General features: G+C 58.5%; 16 protein-coding genes and 1 pseudogene. 16 read left to right on the forward strand and 1 reads right to left on the reverse strand.

The window, feature by feature from the left end:
* The 5 genes and pseudogenes from D3M70_RS32245 to D3M70_RS04220 all read left to right on the forward strand — a co-directional run.
* A pseudogene (locus D3M70_RS32245) lies at positions 1 to 197 on the forward strand (hypothetical protein); the annotation flags it as partial.
* Positions 198 to 314: 117 nt separating this feature from the next.
* Entirely contained in the window at positions 315 to 1199 is an 885-nt protein-coding gene (rhtA, locus tag D3M70_RS04205) for a threonine/homoserine exporter RhtA (protein WP_120124600.1), read from the forward strand.
* Between the two features lie 182 nt (positions 1200 to 1381).
* Entirely contained in the window at positions 1382 to 1672 is a 291-nt protein-coding gene (locus D3M70_RS04210; protein WP_120124601.1) for a hypothetical protein, read from the forward strand.
* Positions 1673 to 1909: 237 nt separating this feature from the next.
* Positions 1910 to 2542, forward strand: a 633-nt coding sequence (locus tag D3M70_RS04215) for an SDR family NAD(P)-dependent oxidoreductase (RefSeq protein WP_256659701.1), incomplete at its 3' end; no start/stop codon positions are given.
* Positions 2543 to 2670: 128 nt separating this feature from the next.
* Positions 2671 to 3264, forward strand: a complete 594-nt coding sequence (locus D3M70_RS04220) for a 2-hydroxychromene-2-carboxylate isomerase (protein ID WP_120124604.1) — start codon at positions 2671 to 2673, stop codon at positions 3262 to 3264.
* 67 nt (positions 3265 to 3331) lie between these two features.
* On the opposite strand, the gene D3M70_RS04225 is transcribed toward D3M70_RS04220, so the two are convergent.
* Complete coding sequence (locus D3M70_RS04225; RefSeq protein ID WP_120124606.1) at positions 3332 to 5140, reverse strand: aminopeptidase P family protein; 1809 nt, start codon at positions 5138 to 5140, stop codon at positions 3332 to 3334.
* A gap of 937 nt (positions 5141 to 6077) precedes the next feature.
* Between D3M70_RS04225 and D3M70_RS04230 the strand changes: the two genes are divergently transcribed.
* From D3M70_RS04230 to D3M70_RS04280, 11 genes are all read left to right on the forward strand, one after another.
* Complete coding sequence (locus D3M70_RS04230) at positions 6078 to 6863, forward strand: hypothetical protein (RefSeq protein ID WP_177418365.1); 786 nt, start codon at positions 6078 to 6080, stop codon at positions 6861 to 6863.
* A 79-nt stretch (positions 6864 to 6942) separates the two neighbouring features.
* Complete coding sequence (locus D3M70_RS04235) at positions 6943 to 8064, forward strand: DegT/DnrJ/EryC1/StrS aminotransferase family protein (RefSeq protein WP_120124609.1); 1122 nt, start codon at positions 6943 to 6945, stop codon at positions 8062 to 8064.
* A gap of 46 nt (positions 8065 to 8110) precedes the next feature.
* The gene (locus D3M70_RS04240) at positions 8111 to 9625 is read left to right on the forward strand and encodes a lipopolysaccharide biosynthesis protein (RefSeq protein WP_120124610.1); all 1515 of its coding nucleotides are present in this window, start codon (positions 8111 to 8113) and stop codon (positions 9623 to 9625) included.
* Between the two features lie 15 nt (positions 9626 to 9640).
* A complete protein-coding gene (locus D3M70_RS04245; RefSeq protein ID WP_120124612.1) occupies positions 9641 to 10570 on the forward strand; it encodes a glycosyltransferase family A protein in 930 nt (309 codons plus the stop codon).
* Positions 10560 to 11012, forward strand: a complete 453-nt coding sequence (locus D3M70_RS04250; protein ID WP_120124614.1) for a low molecular weight protein-tyrosine-phosphatase — start codon at positions 10560 to 10562, stop codon at positions 11010 to 11012. Before D3M70_RS04245 ends, D3M70_RS04250 begins: the two co-directional genes overlap by 11 nt.
* Positions 11013 to 13229, forward strand: coding sequence for a polysaccharide biosynthesis tyrosine autokinase (locus D3M70_RS04255; RefSeq protein ID WP_120124615.1), 2217 nt, complete (start codon positions 11013 to 11015; stop codon positions 13227 to 13229).
* Between the two features lie 38 nt (positions 13230 to 13267).
* Positions 13268 to 14065: a WbqC family protein gene (locus D3M70_RS04260; RefSeq protein WP_120124617.1), complete on the forward strand. Its 798-nt coding sequence runs from the start codon at positions 13268 to 13270 to the stop codon at positions 14063 to 14065.
* Between the two features lie 6 nt (positions 14066 to 14071).
* The gene (gene rfaH / locus D3M70_RS04265) at positions 14072 to 14596 is read left to right on the forward strand and encodes a transcription/translation regulatory transformer protein RfaH (protein ID WP_120124619.1); all 525 of its coding nucleotides are present in this window, start codon (positions 14072 to 14074) and stop codon (positions 14594 to 14596) included.
* 139 nt (positions 14597 to 14735) lie between these two features.
* Positions 14736 to 15737 (forward strand): glycosyltransferase, encoded by a 1002-nt coding sequence (locus D3M70_RS04270; protein ID WP_120124620.1) that lies wholly within the window; start codon positions 14736 to 14738, stop codon positions 15735 to 15737.
* Positions 15734 to 16987, forward strand: coding sequence for a glycosyltransferase family 4 protein (locus tag D3M70_RS04275; RefSeq protein WP_120124622.1), 1254 nt, complete (start codon positions 15734 to 15736; stop codon positions 16985 to 16987). The genes D3M70_RS04270 and D3M70_RS04275 overlap by 4 nt, the downstream gene beginning before the upstream one ends.
* Before the next feature lie 77 nt (positions 16988 to 17064).
* Positions 17065 to 18387 carry a hypothetical protein gene (locus tag D3M70_RS04280; protein ID WP_120124623.1) on the forward strand — a complete coding sequence of 441 codons (1323 nt, stop codon included), beginning with the start codon at positions 17065 to 17067 and terminating at the stop codon, positions 18385 to 18387.
* Positions 18388 to 18392: the final 5 nt, after the last annotated feature.

The following is an 18392-nucleotide window of genomic DNA, read 5'->3' on the forward strand; positions in this document are numbered from 1 at the left end:
CAGCGGGAGGCGAATTCTACAGCGTTACAATCTGCTGTCAACCACCTTTTTCACCGCTGTCGATTCAAGCATCTGAACCGAAGCACTTCCTCGCTACTTACTTCGTCCAACTCTTTGATTATCAAGGAGTTTTCCGTTTCGTCTGCGCCGGAAGTGGGGCGAATTATAGAGAGATTCAGAGGAGCGTCAACACTTAATTTCGTTTTAGTGGAAATTACCTAACAACAAGAAGATTGGGCAATATATTGCTCATGACGCCTTTCTTCAGCATCATGGCACCCTCTCCTTCTTCAACTGCGGATTCCAATACAGCAATGAACGTAAAACAAAGCAGCGTGGCGTCGGTCGCCTTGCCTGTGGGCATGCTGCTAATAGCGATGGCCTCGGTGCAGACCGGCGCTTCACTGGCCAAATCACTTTTCCCTGCCGTCGGCGCACAAGGCACCACCACACTGCGTCTGATTTTCGCCAGCATCCTCATGCTGATCATTCTGCGTCCATGGCGTACCACCTTCACGGCCGCCTCCCTGCGCACGGTGCTTATATATGGCATTGCGCTGGGTGGGATGAACTTCCTCTTCTATATGGCTATTCGCACGATCCCGTTGGGGATTGGGGTCGCACTTGAATTTACCGGTCCCCTGGCAGTTGCGCTGCTGCACTCGCGCAAGATCACCGACTTCGTCTGGATCGCGCTGGCGGTAACCGGCCTGGCGTTGTTGATTCCCATGGGACAAGCCGACAGCCTCGACCTCACAGGCGCGTTGTATGCGCTGGGTGCGGGGGTCTGCTGGGCGGCGTACATCCTGTTCGGACAGAAAGCCGGTGCCGATCATGGTGTACAGACGGCGGCGCTCGGCGTTGTCATCGCCGCAGTCTTCATCGCGCCAATCGGCGCCACGCACGCGGGCAGTGCTCTACTCGACCCCGCGTTGATACCCGTTGCGCTGGGTGTGGCCATTCTATCCACCGCATTGCCCTACACCCTGGAGATGATTGCACTGACGCGCATGCCCGTACGCACGTTCGGGACATTGATGAGCATGGAGCCGGCTGTGGGTGCGCTGTCGGGCCTAATGTTTCTTCACGAAAACCTGTCCCTGACCCAATGGCTGGCAATCGGCGCGATCATCATCGCCTCTGCCGGAGCAACGCTTACCACGCGACCGGAACCCGCCGCTCTCGTGCCTGCCGATTGATCGCGATTTTTCCATCCGTTACACGATGTCACTAGCATTTGTAACGCCATTGCGCCATGTTTACGTCCGAGCCGTCTTGCGCAATGGTGATTGATCGGGACGGGCATGGCGGTTGGCTTAAGGCAAGCGAGCGAATTCCAGCTAGAGACTGAGCGGTCGATCCCGGTCAGGTAAGGAAATGAATGAAGTACATTTTAATAATACTGGCAGCACTGGCCGTCGCAGGGTGCGCGGCCACGTCCAAGCCAGTGAAGAATAAAAGAGGTCTGCACATCAATTGCTCCGGCCTCTCGTCCTCGTGGGAAAAGTGCTATGAAATGGCGACCGATTCCTGCGAATCCAGACAATACCGTGTCATCGCCAAATCAGGAGAAGACACCGACGACGCCGGTGATTTCCCTCTGGGCCTGAATCCTGCCGGGTACACCAGTCGCAGCATGATCATTATCTGCAAGAAACCCGGCCGGCCGTAGCGCTTCCTGCCTTGGTCCATCGGTCTGCTGAAAACAGCAGATCATGACCCACTGGCAGCCCCAGTCCAAGACACCTTGATTCCTGTCAACTCCACTTCATCGGCATTCGGTGAGGAATCACGCCACTCCGGCAAAGGGCTGGAACGCCACTGCCATTAGCCGATTCACCCCGTGGACGTATTCGACTGCCTGGCATAACGTCCATCAAGCCAATGAGCGCTTGATAAGGGAAACGCTATGACCGTCGACTCGACCAACAATAAGGTGGTTCTGGTAATCGGTGCCGGAGATGCAACGGGCGGAGCAATCGCCAGACGCTTTGCCAAAGAAGGCTACATCGCGTGCGTTACCCGTCGCAGCGCCGACAAATTGCAACCGCTTGTGGATGCGATCCGCGAGCAAGGCGGCCAAGCCCACGGTTTTGCATCCGACGCCCGCAACGAAGAAGACGTCGTCGCCCTGGTCGAGAAAATCGAAAACGACATCGGCCCTATCGAAGCCTTCGTCTTCAATATCGGGGCCAATGTGCCCTGCAGCATTCTCGAAGAAACCGCACGCAAGTATTTCAAGATTTGGGAAATGGCCTGTTTCTCCGGCTTTTTGAACGGCCGAGAGGTGGCCATCCGCATGGCCAAACGCAAGCGCGGCACGATCCTGTTCACCGGCGCGACTGCGGGTCTGCGCGGTGCAGCCAACTTTGCTGCCTTCGCCGGCGCCAAACACGGAATCAGGGCATTGGCGCAAAGCATGGCGCGCGAGCTTGGCCCCATGAACATCCATGTCGCCCATGTTGTAGTCGATGGCGCGATCGACACTGATTTCATTCGCACCCAGTTTCCGGAGCGCTATGCGCTCAAATCCGAAGACGGCNCTCGCGATGCCTGGACCTTCGAACTGGATCTGCGGCCGTGGAACGAACGCTGGTAGTAGAACCAATCCGTGCGATCAACAGACCGAAACGCAGGCCCGCACCTCTATATAGAAGAAGGAAGGTGGCGATGAGCAAAATCGTAGAGTTCTATTTCGATGTGGGCAGCCCTGCCAGCTACCTCGCCTACACGCAACTGCCAAGCATCTGCGCAGAATCCGGAGCCGAGCTGATCTACCGCCCCATTCTGCTCGGCGGCGTGTTCAAAGCGACTGGAAACGCATCCCCTAATGAAGTCCCCGCCAAGGCACGCTACTCGATCAACGATCTGGACCGATGCGCGAAACGCTATGGCGTGCCGCTGCTTGTCAATCCGCACTTCCCCATCAATACCCTTCATCTGATGCGCGCAATCACGGGCGCCCAATCGCAACGATCTGATCGCTTCATCGAGTTCGTCGACATGACGTTCAGAGCGATGTGGGTGCAAGGGCGCAACCTCAATGATCCGGAGGTGTTGAACGAGACGTTGAAGGAAGCAGGCTTCGATCCAGCTCAGGTGTTTGCCTGGGTAAACGATCCGAGCGTGAAAGATCGACTGAAATCCGAGACAGAAGCAGCCGTTGCCCGAGGCATCTTCGGAGCGCCGAGCATGTTTGTAGGAAGCGCGCTGTATTTTGGTCAGGACCGCCTCGACTTCGTGAGAGAAGCCCTTACCGTCTGACACCTTCGAGAGGAAGCGACGACACCACCGTCTGCAAAATCGGTGGTGTCGTCAGATTGAAATTGAATCAGACCGCGGCAGTGCGAGTGTCCAGCCATGCCAGGGCGGAGCCTTCAAGCAGCGGACTCAGGCGCTTTTTGACCTCCGCATGATAGTCGTTCAACCACTCTCGCTCTTCCTGAGTCAGCAAGCCGATTTCCAGGCAACGGGTGTCGATCGGGCACAGGGTCAGGGTTTCGAATTTGAGGAACTCGCCAAACTCGGTCTTGCCGGCTTCCTGATTGATGACCAGGTTTTCGATCCGCACACCCCATTGGCCCGGACGGTATGTACCCGGTTCGATGGAGGTGATCATCCCCGGCTGCATGGCGGTCTGCGGTGTGGCCGGCGCCTGGTACGCGATGACCTGAGGGCCTTCGTGCACATTGAGGAAATAGCCGACGCCGTGTCCAGTGCCGTGACCGTAGTTGACACCCTCGGCCCAGATCGGCGCACGGGCAATGGAGTCCAGCAGTGGCGACAGGATGCCGCGTGGGAAGTGAGCGCGGGACAGCGCGATCACACCCTTGAGCACGCGGGTGCAGTCGCGCTTCTGTTCAACAGTCGGTGTTCCGATCGGCACCATACGGGTGATGTCGGTCGTACCACCCAGATACTGACCACCAGAATCGATCAGCAGCAGACCGTCGCCTTCGATTTGCGCGTGCTCTTCCTCAGTCGCACGATAGTGCGGCATTGCGCCGTTGCCGTTGAAGCCGGCTATGGTGGCGAAGCTCTGTGAGATGTATCCAGGGCGTCGGGCGCGGGCGGCACTGAGTTGTTCGTCAATGGTCAGTTCGCTGACAGTTTCATGCCCCAACGCCGAATCAAGCCATGCGAAGAACTCGCACAACGCTGCGCCGTCTTGCTCCATGGCCAGACGAATATGCTGGGCATCCGCTTCGCTTTTCTGCGATTTGAACAAGGTGGTCGGGTTTAGCCCCTCTACCAGTGTCACTTCGCTGTCCAGGTAATCGAGCAGTCCACAAGTGACCCGGGCCGGGTCGACCAGCAAGCGCGCATCGCGGGGTACGTCTCGAAGCGCGGCACCGATGCTGGTGTATTCGCGCAAGGTGATGCCTTCGCTCTCCAGCGTTTTGCGCAGCGCAGGATTCACCTTTTCCGGCGCAACGAACAGGTTGACGCTGTCAGGGCCGATCAAGGCAAAGGAAATGAACACCGGGTTGTAGGAGACATCCTCACCTCGCAGGTTGAACAGCCAGGCAATGTCGTCAAGGGTCGCAAGGAAATGCCAGTCGGCCCCTCGCTCGGCCAGCACAGTGCGCAAACGGCTCAGTTTTTCGCCGCGCAGTTGGGTCGCTTGAGGCGCAACGTGCTCATAGATCGCCTGCGTCGGCAGTACCGGGCGATCATGCCAAAGCTCAGTCAGCGGATCGAGGTCCGTGCGCAGTCGAGCGCCTCGCTCATAGAGATTGCTGGCCAGGGTGCGTGAGGACGCCACGGCCAGGACCGCGCCGTCCACTGCGACAACAGAATCAGCTTTGGCTTGCTCGGCCAGCCACTCGAGCGGCCCGGTTTGCCCGGGTTGCAGTTTGACCAGCTCGATGCCACTGCCAGCCAGCTCTTTGGTGGCCTGTTCCCAATAACGGCTATCGGCCCACAGTCCGGCGAAATCCTGAGTGACGATCAAGGTTCCGACCGAGCCCTGGAAACCGGACAACCATTGGCGGCCCTGCCAGTAGCCGGGCAAGTATTCAGATAAGTGAGGGTCGGCCGATGGCACCAGCCAGGCATCGATACCTTCGCGACTCATCAGGGCGCGTGCCTGCGCCAGGCGCTGCGCTACCACTGCACTGGTTTTCGACTGCGTATTCATTGACTCTCCTGCTGCCTCGAAAATGTCTGCGTTCATCGCACCGGTCAGATAATGGAGGACCGGCGGAGCAGGAGCAACCACACACCCTTATCCTCGAATGACCGGTCCCACCCACCGACGAGGCAAACCAAGACGTTACCGTTCAAACAGTTGCAGCTCCCCCAAGAAACGGGGCCACTATCTATCGCAGCGTTGCCACTGTTCACCCGCAACTTTGAACAGTCATCCCGTCAATAACTGAAGAGCGACACCGCATTAACCTGTCTTTATTACAACCTATGGATAGTTAGTTAATGCAAAGTAAAAAACACTGCATCCGGGTTCAATTAATGAGCGCCAACAATTCGCCCTTCCCCTTCTGTGCCTGACTTCTGGCGCTGGCAAAACGTCTTTGGCTGATTTTCGTTCGGCCCACGAGCCTTACAGTTCGCCGCGAGGAAAGCGTCAGCGCACCGTGATAGGGCATTGATGTTTTTTTGACTTCTATATAAATCAATAGGTTAGATTCACAATCAACCCGCTTATCAAAAATTTAACAGAATGTTGGCGAAATAATTTGACAGAAACTGCGCCGCCGTCGATATATATGCGTGTCCAATGTTTTCCCGCTTTTAGCAGCACCGCCGCAGAGCTGTGCGCTGAAAACATTGCGGCTTTATCACGCGGTACCTGCCAACGAAGTTAATGACCAAAACGGTGTGTTACTGACGCCGGTGGGCATTTGTTGGCCCAAAGAAAATTTTCGAAATTACTGAAAGTGCTCGGTAGGGCGGTAGCTTTGCCCAACGATTTGAACAGGTTGTTTCTGCTTCAAGCCGGCAAACAGCAAGCCACTACCGAAACGAACGGCAGGATCTGCAGATTCGGGCGGTAGCGTGCCTGAAAGCCAAATTGCTGTCTGCTGTGACCCTTCCACTTCTTCAGAGGGCGCAATGCAATGCCTTTATCTTTCGACATGGATGAGCAGCTGGTCCAACGCCTGGCTGACGAAATCGATACCAACGGCTTTGCAAAACTGAGCGCTGCCGTCACGGCGCCTGACCTTGAGCAACTTCGGGCATGGACTGACGAGCAGGCGCAAAAGCATCAGGGCGAATATTTCGCCTATCACGGCGAAGCGATGTTGAGCGAGAGCCTGCTGGCCAGCTACTGGAGCGATCCACGCTTCAAGTCCCTGCTGGGAGGCCTTTACCGACATGCCGCGAAGACGGATGCCGCCAGCGACCGAATCTTTCCGGTACTGCGCTGCGTACAAGGCAACCAGGGCAAGCGCGAGTCCAACAGTTTTCACTACGACGCCAGCCTGGTGACTGCGCTCATCCCCGTGTTCATCCCGACAGAGGGTGAGGAACGCGGGGATCTGATGCTCTTCCCCAACATGCGGCGGGTGCGCGCCTGGGTCCTGTTCAACGTGATCGAGAAGGCGCTGCTGCAGAACACGTTCACCCGCCGCTGGATCATCAAAGGTATGCAGCGCGACTGGCTCAAGCCTTACGTCCTGCGCCTGGAGCCGGGCAATGTCTATTTCTTCTGGGGCTATCGAACCCTGCACGCCAACCGGGCTTGCAGCCCCGAGGTCAAGCGCGCCACCGCGCTTTTCCATTTCGGTGACCCTCATACAGGAAGCCTGGCGACCCGCCTGATCCTCAGGATCAACCAGGGCCGGGCACGACGGATGAGTAATAAAGCTGGTAACCAGCCCCCTGCTTCAACCCCGAGCTAGACCGGATCGGACTTTGCGCACGCCTGCCTCAGCAAGCCCCTCTGCCTTAAAAAGCATTGCGTCAGAAATGGAGAATTCGATGATCAACGTAACCAAGACCTACCTGGGCGATATCGACAAGTTCAAGACTTACGTCGAAGGCATCTATTCGCGTGGCTGGCTGACCAACCACGGCCCTCTGGTGTGCGAGCTGGAGCAACGCCTCAAGGATTACCTGGGCGTCAAGCACGTCATACTCACCAACAACGGCACCCTCGCCCTTCAGGTCGCTTACCGCGCACTGGGCCTGAGCGGCAGCGCAGTGACCACGCCGTTCAGCTTCGTAGCCACCAGCAGCTCGCTGCAATGGGAAGGCATCCGCCCGATCTTCGCTGACATCGATGCGCACACCTGGAACATTTCTCCAGATCACATCGAGAGCCGCATCGTTTCCGACACCACCGCCATCGTCGGCACTCACGTGTTCGGCAACCCTTGCGCGGTCGAGCGCATCGAAGAGATCGCTCGTCGGCGCAATCTGAAAGTCGTGTACGACGGCGCCCATGCCTTCGCGGTACGTCACGCCGGGCAATCGGTGTTGAACTGGGGCGACATCAGCACCCTGAGCTTTCATGCCACCAAGCTGTTCCACACGATTGAAGGTGGCGCGATCATCACCAACGATGACGAACTGGCGCGCCGCGTTCATCTGCTGTGCAACTTCGGCATCGTCGACGTCGACAAGATCGACGGCATTGGCATCAACGCCAAGCTCAACGAGTTCTCTGCTGCGATGGGCCTGTGCATCCTCGACGACATCGAGAATATTCTTCAAGAGCGTGCAGAAATCGCCCACCGCTACACCACGCGCCTGGGCGATTACGTCGACCTGCAAAAGCCGGAAGACAACAGCGAGCTCAATAACAGCTACTACCCGATCGCCCTGAACGACGAGCAGCAACTGTTGCGTCTGCGCAGCGCGTTGAATACCAACGGCATCAACCCTCGCCGTTACTTCTACCCGTCGCTGGACACCCTCGAATACCTGCAACCGCAAGCGGCGCAGACCGCTTCGCGCTCATTGAGCGAGCGCGTGCTGTGCCTGCCGATTTATCCAGGGCTGCTGCAGGAAGACCAGGACCGCGTGATCAACACCGTGATCGCCGAATGCAGCCTGGGCCGTGCGCCGTATCAGACACCGAATCTGGCACAGGTCATCTAGTGCGGTTCGGGACATACGCTCACGTTTTGGCGAGAAAGGACATCCCATGCAAACCAAGCGCTCAGTCATACGCAACACTGCGTTGAGCTATGCAGGACAGGCCTACACGCTGCTGGTCGGAATCCTGATCATGCCTTTCTACCTCGGCCATATGGGCGCCGAGGCGTACGGGCTGATCGGGTTCTTCTCGGTATTGCAGGCCTGGTTGCAGTTGCTGGACGCGGGGCTGTCGCCGAGCCTGGTCCGGGCGGTGGCGCATCAGCAAGGCGCCGACCCCGCGGACCGTTACTCGGGACGCCTGCTGCGCTCGTTCGAGATCATATTCCTGCCGCTGGCCAGCCTGTGTTGTCTGGTGATGTTCGTCGGCAGCGACTGGATCGCCGTGCACTGGCTCAACGCCAAGGAGTTGTCGGCGCAGACGCTGATCGAATGCATCGGCCTGATGGGTATCGTCATTGCGCTGCGGTTGTTTTCGACGCTCTATAAAAGCGGAATTCAAGGCCTTGAACAGCACGCGTGGCTGAACATCGCCAACGTCACCATCGCCACCCTGCGCTATTTCGGCGGGTTGTTTCTGGTGAGCACGATCTCCAGCGACCCGGTGCTGTTCTTCAAGTTTCAGGTACTGGTCGGCGTGATCGAAGCCCTGATCTTCGCCGCTCGCGCCTACACCCAGATGCCGACGCCTTCATGGTTGACCGGCTTCGACTGGCAACTGGTGAAGCCGATCATCCCGTTCGCGGCGAGCATGTCCGGCACCGCCGTGCTGTGGATCGTGTTGACCCAGATCGACAAGGTGCTGCTGTCCGAGATGCTGCCGCTCAACGAGTATGGTTACTTCTCGCTGGTGGCGCTGATCACCACGGGCATCATGATGTTGAGCAACCCGCTGGCGCAGACGCTTCTGCCGCGCCTGACGGTGCTGATGGCCGAGGGTCGTCGCGACGACATGCACACCCTGTTTCTGGCCGCCAACCGTTTCGTCTGCACGTTCCTCTTTCCGCTGGCGGCACTGATTGCCCTGCACGCCCACGAGATGGTGTACGCCTGGTCCGGTGATGAGCCTGCTGCGCAGTGGAGCCGCTCGGTGCTGCCGTGGTACTCGCTGGGCAGCGCGATCATGGCGGTCAGCGCGTTCCAGTTCTATCTGCAATATGCCTATGGGCAAATGCGCCTGCATGTCTGGTACAGCATCATTTCGACGCTGATCACGGTGCCGGTGATGTTTCTGGCGATTCGTTATCACGGCGCTCTCGGTGCCGCCATCGCCTGGTTCGTGCTGCGCCTGGTGTCGTTCGCCATCTGGCCGATGATCGTTCACCAGCGACTGGCACCAGGGATTCACAGCCTGTGGCTGCGCGACATCATCCGCATCAGTGTGATGACCGCCGTGGGTCTGGCGATCAGCGAGCCGGTGCTGCGCATGATCGCCGATGAAAACCGCTTGAATACGTTTCTGGGTCTGGCCGTCAGCGGCTTGATCACGCTGATGGTGGTAGCAGCGAGCTACAAGCCACTGGTGACGAAGATTTCCGTCCTGTTCAGCAAACCGAGTGTCTAAACCGAGTATTAAGCCATGGATGCTACTAGCAAAAAGACGAGCCTCTCGCCGTCCGCCGCACCCCTGGTCAGCATTGTCTGCCCAGCCTACAACCAGGAAGCCTACGTCGCTCAGACACTGGAAGGCTTTCTGATGCAGGAAACGTCGTTCGACTACGAGATACTGGTCAACGACGATGCCTCCACGGATGGCACCGCCCGCATCATTGCCGAATACGTCAAGCGTTACCCGACGTTGATCCGGCCCTTCTACTCCGAGACGAATCAGTACTCGCAAGGCAATCCTTCGGTGCCGCGCCTGTTTGGCGAAGCCCGTGGACGCTATATCGCTTACTGCGAAGCCGACGATTACTGGACCGATCCGCGCAAACTGCAGATCCAGGTGGACTTCCTCGAAAGCCACCCGGATTACGTGCTGACCTACCACGACGCCATCCCTTTCGATATCAGCGGCCAATACGAAATCCAGCTTCAAGGCGATCTGCGGGGCGACGCCACGGCGCTGGAATTGCAGAAAGCCAGGCCGATTTCAACGCTGACTACCGTGTTCCGCAACGTGTTCGACTCGCTGCCCAAGGAGTTGCAGGCCGCGCCGCTCAACGACCTGGTCTGGTGGTCGCTGCTGGGTGCCTACGGCAAGGGCAAGTTCATGGGTGAGGTCAAACCTGCGATGTATCGCCTGCATCCAGGCGGCGTGTTTTCCATGCGGTCGAACAAACGCAAGCTGCACATGGCCCTGCAGACGTCCGGCGCCCTGGCCAATTACTACAACCGCCTCGGTAACGACGAACTCTACGAGTACTTCCTGATGGAACTGGTCGGTTATTCGATGTCGGCGATCACGCCGCAGCGCAAGGTTCAGACCCTGCTGCAAGTGGCGCGCAATTTCAGCTTCAACATCAGCAAGAGACTGATGACGACCTTCAGCAAAGGTCATGTTCAGTAACGTTCTGGTGGTCTGCGTCGGCAATATCTGTCGCAGCCCCATGGCCGAAGCCATGTTCCGACAACGCGTGCAGAACGCGCGCATCGCCATCTCGTCGGCAGGCACTCACGCCATGCTCAGTTCCACCATGGACCCCCTGGCCCGGGCCGTGTTGCAAGTCAACGGTGTCGACGCCGACAAGCATCGAAGCCGACAAGTCGATCGGCAGATGCTCTACGACGCGGATTTGATCCTGCTGATGGAGCACCGTCAGACACAAAGCGTGCTCAAGCTGGCCCCGGAAGTACGCGGCAAGACGTTTCTGATTGGCAAATGGCAAGACGAACTGGAAATAGCCGACCCGTACCGGCGCCCGAAATTAGCCTTTGAACAGACCTACGAGCAGCTTTCGCGTTGCGTCGACGACTGGCTTCCTTATCTTCAGTCAGGAGAACCAAGATAAATGACCGCTATGAACCGTACTTCCCCGGACGACGTCCAGGACTCCCGGATCGATTTGGCGACTATCTTGCGCACACTTTTCGATCACAAGGGAATGATTGCATCGATCATCGGTGTCTGCGTCCTGATTGGCGTGACCTACGCCGTTCTCGCCACCCCGATCTTCCAGGCCAACGCGATGATCCAGATCGAGCCGAAGAAAATCGGCATCGAAGGTCGCACCGAGATCAATGCCAAACCGCTTTCGGTTTCGCAGGCGACCACGGAGATCGAGCTGATCAAGTCGCGCGCGGTACTGGGCAAGGTCGTCGACGATCTGAAGCTCAACATCATTCAGAAGCCTAAATACGTACCGGGCATCGGCAGCTACATGGCTCGCCGCTTCAAGCCGGAACACGAAGGCGAACTGGCCGCGCCGCTGTTTGGCCTGGACAGCTACGCCTGGGGTGGCGAGAAAATCGACATCTTTCAACTCGAAGTGCCTGAGGCGCTGCTCGGCGACAAGCTGACCATGGTGGTGAACAAGGCCGACAGCTTCAGCCTGTATGACGAAGACCACAACAAGCTGCTCAGCGGCCCGGTCGGTCAGACCGTCGAAGGCAGCGGCGTGAAGATTCAGGTGGCTGCGCTCAAGGGTCGTCCTGGCACCGAGTTCACCGTCGTGCGTCAACGCACCCTGACCGCAGCGCTGGACTATCAGGATCGCCTGAAGATCATCGAAGCGGGCAAGGACTCCGGGATCGTCTATCTGTCGATTCAGGACGCCGATCCGGCACTGGCCAAACGCATCCTCAACGAAGTCAGCCGCCTGTATGTGCGTCAGAACGTCGAGCGCAGCTCGGCCGAAGCCGCTCAGCGTCTTGAGTTCCTGCGCTCGCAACTGCCCGCCGTGCGCAAGCAGCTGGAACAGTCGGAAATTGCCTTGAACAATTTCCAGACCAGCGCCAAGTCGGTTGACCTGAGCGTGGAAACCAAGTCGGTGCTCGATCAGGTGGTCAAGCTCGAAGGCACGCTGTCGGACCTGAAGATGAAGCGTGTCGACGTCGAACGTCTGTACACGCCGGAGCACCCGACCTATCGCGGTCTGATGACCCAGATCAGTCAGGTTGAAGCGCAGAAAGCGGCACTGCTCAAGAAGATCGAAACCCTGCCTGCCACTCAACAGGAACTGCTGCGTCTGACCCGTGACATGCAGGTCACTTCCCAGACCTACACCCTGTTGCTGGACAAGAGTCAGGAGCAGGACATCCTTCGTGCAGGCAGCATCGGCAACGTTCGCGTGATCGACAACGCTGACGCCAATGTCGAAGAGCCGGTCAAGCCGATGAAGAAAATCATCGTGCTGGTCGCAGCCCTGGTCGGTCTGCTGTTGGCGGTTGCCACCGTGTTCGTGCGTCAGGCGTTCTATCGTGGTGTCGATAACCCGGATGTGATCGAAAACCTGGGCATGCCGGTTTACGCATCGCTGCCGTATTCCCGTCAGCAAGAACGCCTGGACAAGGCCGGTCAAAGCCGTTCGGGCAGCAAGGAACCGCGTCTGCTCAGTGTCAGTGCGCCAACGGAACTGGCGATCGAATCGTTGCGCAGCCTGCGTACCAGCCTGCACTTCGCGATGCTGGAGGCACGCAATAACGTGCTGATGATTTCCAGCCCGACGCCGGGCGTGGGCAAGTCGTTCGTCTCCAGCAACCTGGCGGTGATCATTGCCCAGACCGGCAAGCGCGTGCTGCTGATCGACGCGGACATGCGCAAGGGTTATCTGCACAAGCTGTTCAACCTGACGCCCAAGCACGGTCTGTCCGACACGCTGGCGGCACGGCTGAAAAGCAATGAAGTGATCAACCACACCGAAGTGCGCAATCTGGACTTCATCTCCTGTGGTTTCGCTGCGCCCAACCCCTCGGAGCTGTTGATGCATGACAACTTCAACAAGCTGATCACTGACCTGTCGCCGCTGTACGACCTGGTCATCGTCGACACCCCGCCGATCCTGGCGGTCACCGACGCCACGCTGGTCGGTCGTCAGTCGGGCACCTGCCTGCTGGTGACCCGCTTCGGCCTGAGCACGGCCAAGGAAATCGAAGCGTGCAAGCGCCGGCTGCTGCACAACGGCATCCTGATCAAGGGTGCGATCTTCAACGGCGTACTGCGCAAGGCGTCGACTGCCGACTACGATTGCGCAGCCTACGGCTACGACTACACCACTGTTCGCAAATGAACAGGCCGTGATGCACGTGATGTACAGGAGACGTATTGATGGCCAGGACCATTGCAGTGATGCAACCCTATCTCTTTCCTTATCTGGGCTACTTTCAGCTCATCGCCGCTGCAGACGTCTTCGTCCTGGGAGACGACTTGCAGTACGTGCGGTCAGGCTGGGTCAATCGCAATCGCATTCTTCAAAACGACGAAGCGAAGCTGATTACCTTCCCGTTGAAGAAGGACCGCTTTGTACTGCAGATCAATCAGCGACAATTGTGCGATCACTTCAGCGACGAAGCCGAACGGCTGATTCGCCTGATCACCGAGTGCTATCAGGAGGCGCCCTACTTCGCTCAGGTCATGCCACTGGTCGAGCGTCTGATCCGCTTTCCGCAGCAGAACATCGCGCTCTACGCCGAACATGCAATTCGCGAAATGTGTGCTTATCTACACATCGTCACGCCCATCATGCGCAGTTCCGATCTGATTCTGGGCAACCCTGTGGACAAGCAGGAGCGGATCATCCGCATTGCCCATACCTTCGAGGCGACGACCTTCGTCACTCCGGAAGGCGGTTCGGTGGTGTATGACCGTGACCACTTCGCACGCAACAGATTGCTGGTGAGGTTTTTCCGGATGGATCCGGTGGAGTATCGGCAGTTCAGGCAACCTTTCGTCGCCAATCTGTCGATCATCGACGTTCTGATGTTCAACTGCGTCGAGCAGGTTCAACACATGCTGACCCAGTATCAGCTGGACAAGAACCCGCCCGCCACCCCCGGACTGCTGGCCAGACTGACGCAACACCCTGAGCTTGTTTCAACCCTGTCGAACCGGATTGCAGTGGAGTGAAGAATTATGTCTCAAGCCGACAGCACCTCAAGCAGGCCCGCGCGCTGGTACCTGATTCAAACCAAACCTCGCCAGGAAGGCCGTGCTCAGGAACACCTGCAGCGTCAGCACTTCGAATGCTACCGCCCGGTCAAGCATGGTGAGAAAAAACGCGGCTCTCGCGGGCCGTCCGAAGAGGAGCTGTTTCCTGGCTACCTGTTCATCCGGATGGACCAGACCAACGACAACTGGTATCCGATTCGCTCCACCCGTGGCGTGGCCCGCATCGTGACCTTTGGCGGCATGCCGATTCCGGTGAAGGACGATCTGATCGAACAGATTCGTGCCCGCCTGCTCGCGCCACCGGCCCAAGCAGCGTTTCAGCACGGTGAGGCGGTACGAATCACAGCCGAAGGCTTCAACGACGTCGAAGCGATTTTCCTCACGGCCGATGGCGATGAGCGTGCAGTGATCCTGCTCAACCTGCTGCACCGCGAACAGAAGGTGACCTTGCCGGTCAGCAGCCTGACGCGGATGGAAGCGCGGGTTTAAGCAAAGCGGACCACGGCCTCGCTCCTGTAGCCGTCCGGCCGGACTGCTACAGGATCTTCACGCGGCATCAAAAATTCTTCTGATTCCCTCGGGACTGACGCTTGTCAGCCTCTTGAACCCTCTTCGCCCGGAACTCACCATGACCCAAAAAACGACGCTGGTGACGCTCACCTATGGTGACCGTTTCAACTTCCTGCACACGCTGGTCAGCCGCTCCCTGGAGAGCCCGCTGATCGATCGCGTGATCATCGTCAGCAACGCGTCCACCTCGCCGCTGGAAACCTTGCGCAAGACCTGGCCGGATCAGGTCAGCGTCATCTATATGCATCACAACAGCGGATCCGCACGCGGGTATTCGGTGGGTATTCAGGCGGCGCTGGACGCTGGCGCAGAACATATCTGGCTGATGGATGACGACAACGCGCCGACCATCAACGCGATCGCGACGCTGCATCAGGTACTCGAAGAGCGCAAGCTCATCGATGGCGAAGAGAAAGCCGCCGTACTGGGCTTCCGCCCGACGCATCAGGCAGACATCGCAGCCGGCGTGCCCAAGCGCTTTGCTATTCAACTGCGCTCCAGCTTCTTCGGCTTTCATATCGCGCAGCTGCCTTACAAGATCTGGCGCCGCCTGCCATGGGGCGCACCGCAGGCCTCGCACACCAAGTTGCCGATGGTGCAACTGCCATTCGCGACCTACGGCGGTTTGCTGGCTCACCGCAATCTGTATCGCAAGATCGGCCTGCCGCTCGATGCGCTGATGCTCTACGCCGATGACAGCGAATACACCTGGCGCATCACGGCCGGGGGCGGACGGATCTTCCTGGTGCCCGATGCGGTGCTCGATGATCTGGAGAACTCCTGGAACATCAAGGCCCGCACCAACAACATCTACGAAAGCTTCCTGTTGGGCGGTTCGGATCTGCGCGCCTACTACGGGGCGCGCAACCAGGCCTGGTTCGACAAGAACATCTGGGCCAACTCGTCATTGCTGTACAGCCTCAACCGCTGGGTGTTCTTCCGCTTGTTGCGGTTGATCGCCAAGCGGCGCGGCGCTGAAGAGCGTCTGGGCCTGATCGAAAAAGCCATCCGTGACGGTGAGTCCGGCGTACTGGGTCTGAATCAGTCGTATCCACTATGAAAATACTGTTCATCAGCAGCCTGTATTCACCTCATGTCGGCGGCGGCGCAGAGATCATTCTTCAGCGCACGGTCGAGGGCCTGCAACAACGCGGCTGTCAGGTCAGCGTGCTGGTCACCGGTCCCGATGCAGGTCTTTCGACCGAGACAGTCAACGGCGTGAAGGTCTACCGCGCCGGTCTGCATAACTTTTACTGGCACTTCGGCGCAGATCGTCCGGGACGCCTGGCCCGTCTGGGCTGGCACCTGCGTGATCGCTACAACGGCGCGATGCGCAGCTATGTGAAACAGGTGATCAAGGACGATCAACCGCAACTGGTGGTCTGCCACAACCTGGCCGGCTGGTCGGTGTCGGTATGGGACGAAATCACCGCCGCTGAGCTGCCGATCGTTCAGGTGCTGCATGACATGTACCTGATGTGCCCCAGTGCCAGCATGTTCAAGCGCGGCCAGTGCTGCCAGCAGCAATGCAGCAGTTGCCAGTCGTTTCGCAAGGGACATGACGCGCGTTCGGCGCAGGTATCGGCGGTGGTCGGGGTCAGCCAGTTCATCCTCGACAAGCTGCAGAAGCGCGGTTATTTCAACGCGGCCAAGGGATACGTGGTGCACAACACCAGTCCTTACGCGGCGGTGTACAACTCGCCGAGCAAGCAACGCCAGCTCGACCCGGTGTTGAAGAAGGCGCCACTGCGTTTCGGATATATGGGCACCTTGTCCGAACAGAAAGGCGTACGCTGGCTCATCGAACAATTTCAGCGCCTGCCGTTCGACGCCACCCTGCAGATTGCCGGGCGCGGGCAGGCCAGTGACGAAGCTGCCTTCAAGGCACTGGCCACATCACCGAACATCAGTTTCGTCGGTTATCAGAAACCGGAAGCGTTCTACAGCCAGATCGATGTCGCCGTGGTGCCCTCGCTCTGGAACGAACCATTCGGAATGGTCGCAGTCGAGGCGTGCGCGCACTCGGTACCCGTCATCGCGAGCCGCATGGGCGGATTGCCTGAGATTATCCAGGACCCGCTCAACGGTTTGCTCTGCAACCCGAACGACCCTGACTCACTGGGGCACGCGATGCTCAGACTGCATCAACAACCCGACCTGCTGGCCCGTTTGAGCAGTCAGGCGCGAGTCAGTGTCGCGGCGCTGTTGAGTCTGGACCTGATGCTCGACAGCTACGAAAGCATCTTTGCCCAGACGCTGCTGGACAACATCGTGCACCGCGACCCGACGGTACTGCCGCATCCGGTCTAATGCCGATATCACTCGCCTACGGCCCGAGACCTACCTGAGCATGCGCTCCGGACCGTGCCTCTTCATTGAGACAAGCCATGCCGATCACGCGCCTGACGAGGTTACGACGACCCTTTGCGTTACTGTTGCTGGGCTTGATCATCAGTTGCTCGAGCATTGCCGACGATTCATTCATCATCGGGGTCGATACCCATCTGATGAACAAAAGCACCACGTCGGCCAAGGCGCTGCAATTGCTCGAAGCGGCGGGCGTGGATTCGGTGCGCGATGACGCCTACTGGTCCAGCGCCGAACCCCGACGAGGCTTGATGAGAATAGAGCCGGCCTGGCAGGCCTATCTGAGCAAGGCTCAGGAGCATCACTTACGGCCGCTGCTGGTGCTGGGTTACGGCAGCCCGTTCTACGACAACTACGCAAAACCGCGCAAACCCGATGTGCGCAAGGCATACGGCGACTACATCAGCTTCGTCACAAAGCAACTGACGGACAGCGTGGATTTCTACGAGATCTGGAACGAATGGGACAAGGAAAACCCGGTCGATCCAGCCTTCGCCAAGGATTACAGCGTGCTGGTGGAAGAAGCCTCCCGACGCATTCGCAGCAATCAGCGGCCGATGGTGATCCTCGCCGGGGCCGTGACCAGTCAGGGCATGGACCTGGGATTTGCCGACCGGCTGGTGGAGTCGGGCATTCTCAACCATGTCGATGGCCTGTCGCTGCACCCGTACGTGCATTGCCGCTCCGACGAACGCAACACCCCGGAAAACTGGATCGCGTGGCTTCGCCGGATCAGCGAAGACCTCAAAGACAAGACGCGCAACAAGACGGCGGTGCCTTTGTACCTGACCGAGATGGGCTGGCCCAGCAACGAGGGACGTTGCGGCGGCGATGAAAAGACCCAGGCGGCCTTTCTGGCGCGCAGTTTTTTCCTTGCCCAGACGATGCCCAATATCAAAGGCATGTGGTGGAACGGTCTGCTCAATGATGGCCCGGACAACACCGACCCTGAACAGAATTTCGGGCTGCTCAATCAGGACCTGAGTATCAAACAGGCCTATCTGACACTGAAGGCCATCAGTCCGACGCTGCATCAGTACCGCTACGACGCCGAGAAGAGTCGCGAGATCGACTCCCAATACCTGCTGCGTTTCGCCCGTGGGTCGGAACAGATCATGGTCGCCTGGACCGCCGGGTTGCCGCGTTCGATCAAGGTCGACGCCAGCAGCATGTTACACGGCAATGTGCAATACATCGACACCCGTGAACCGCAGGCCGGTCAGGTCGACAGCGGCGTCCCGTGGAACTGCAACGAGGGGCGTTGCTCGGCGCAAGTGCCGATCGATGAGTTCCCGAAAATAATAAGCCTGGGCACTCGCCCTGCACTCTTTGCCTTGCCCTGATTCGC

Origin of the sequence: Pseudomonas sp. LS-2, from assembly GCF_003605735.1 — a bacterium.
Taxonomy (GTDB): Bacteria; Pseudomonadota; Gammaproteobacteria; order Pseudomonadales; family Pseudomonadaceae; genus Aquipseudomonas.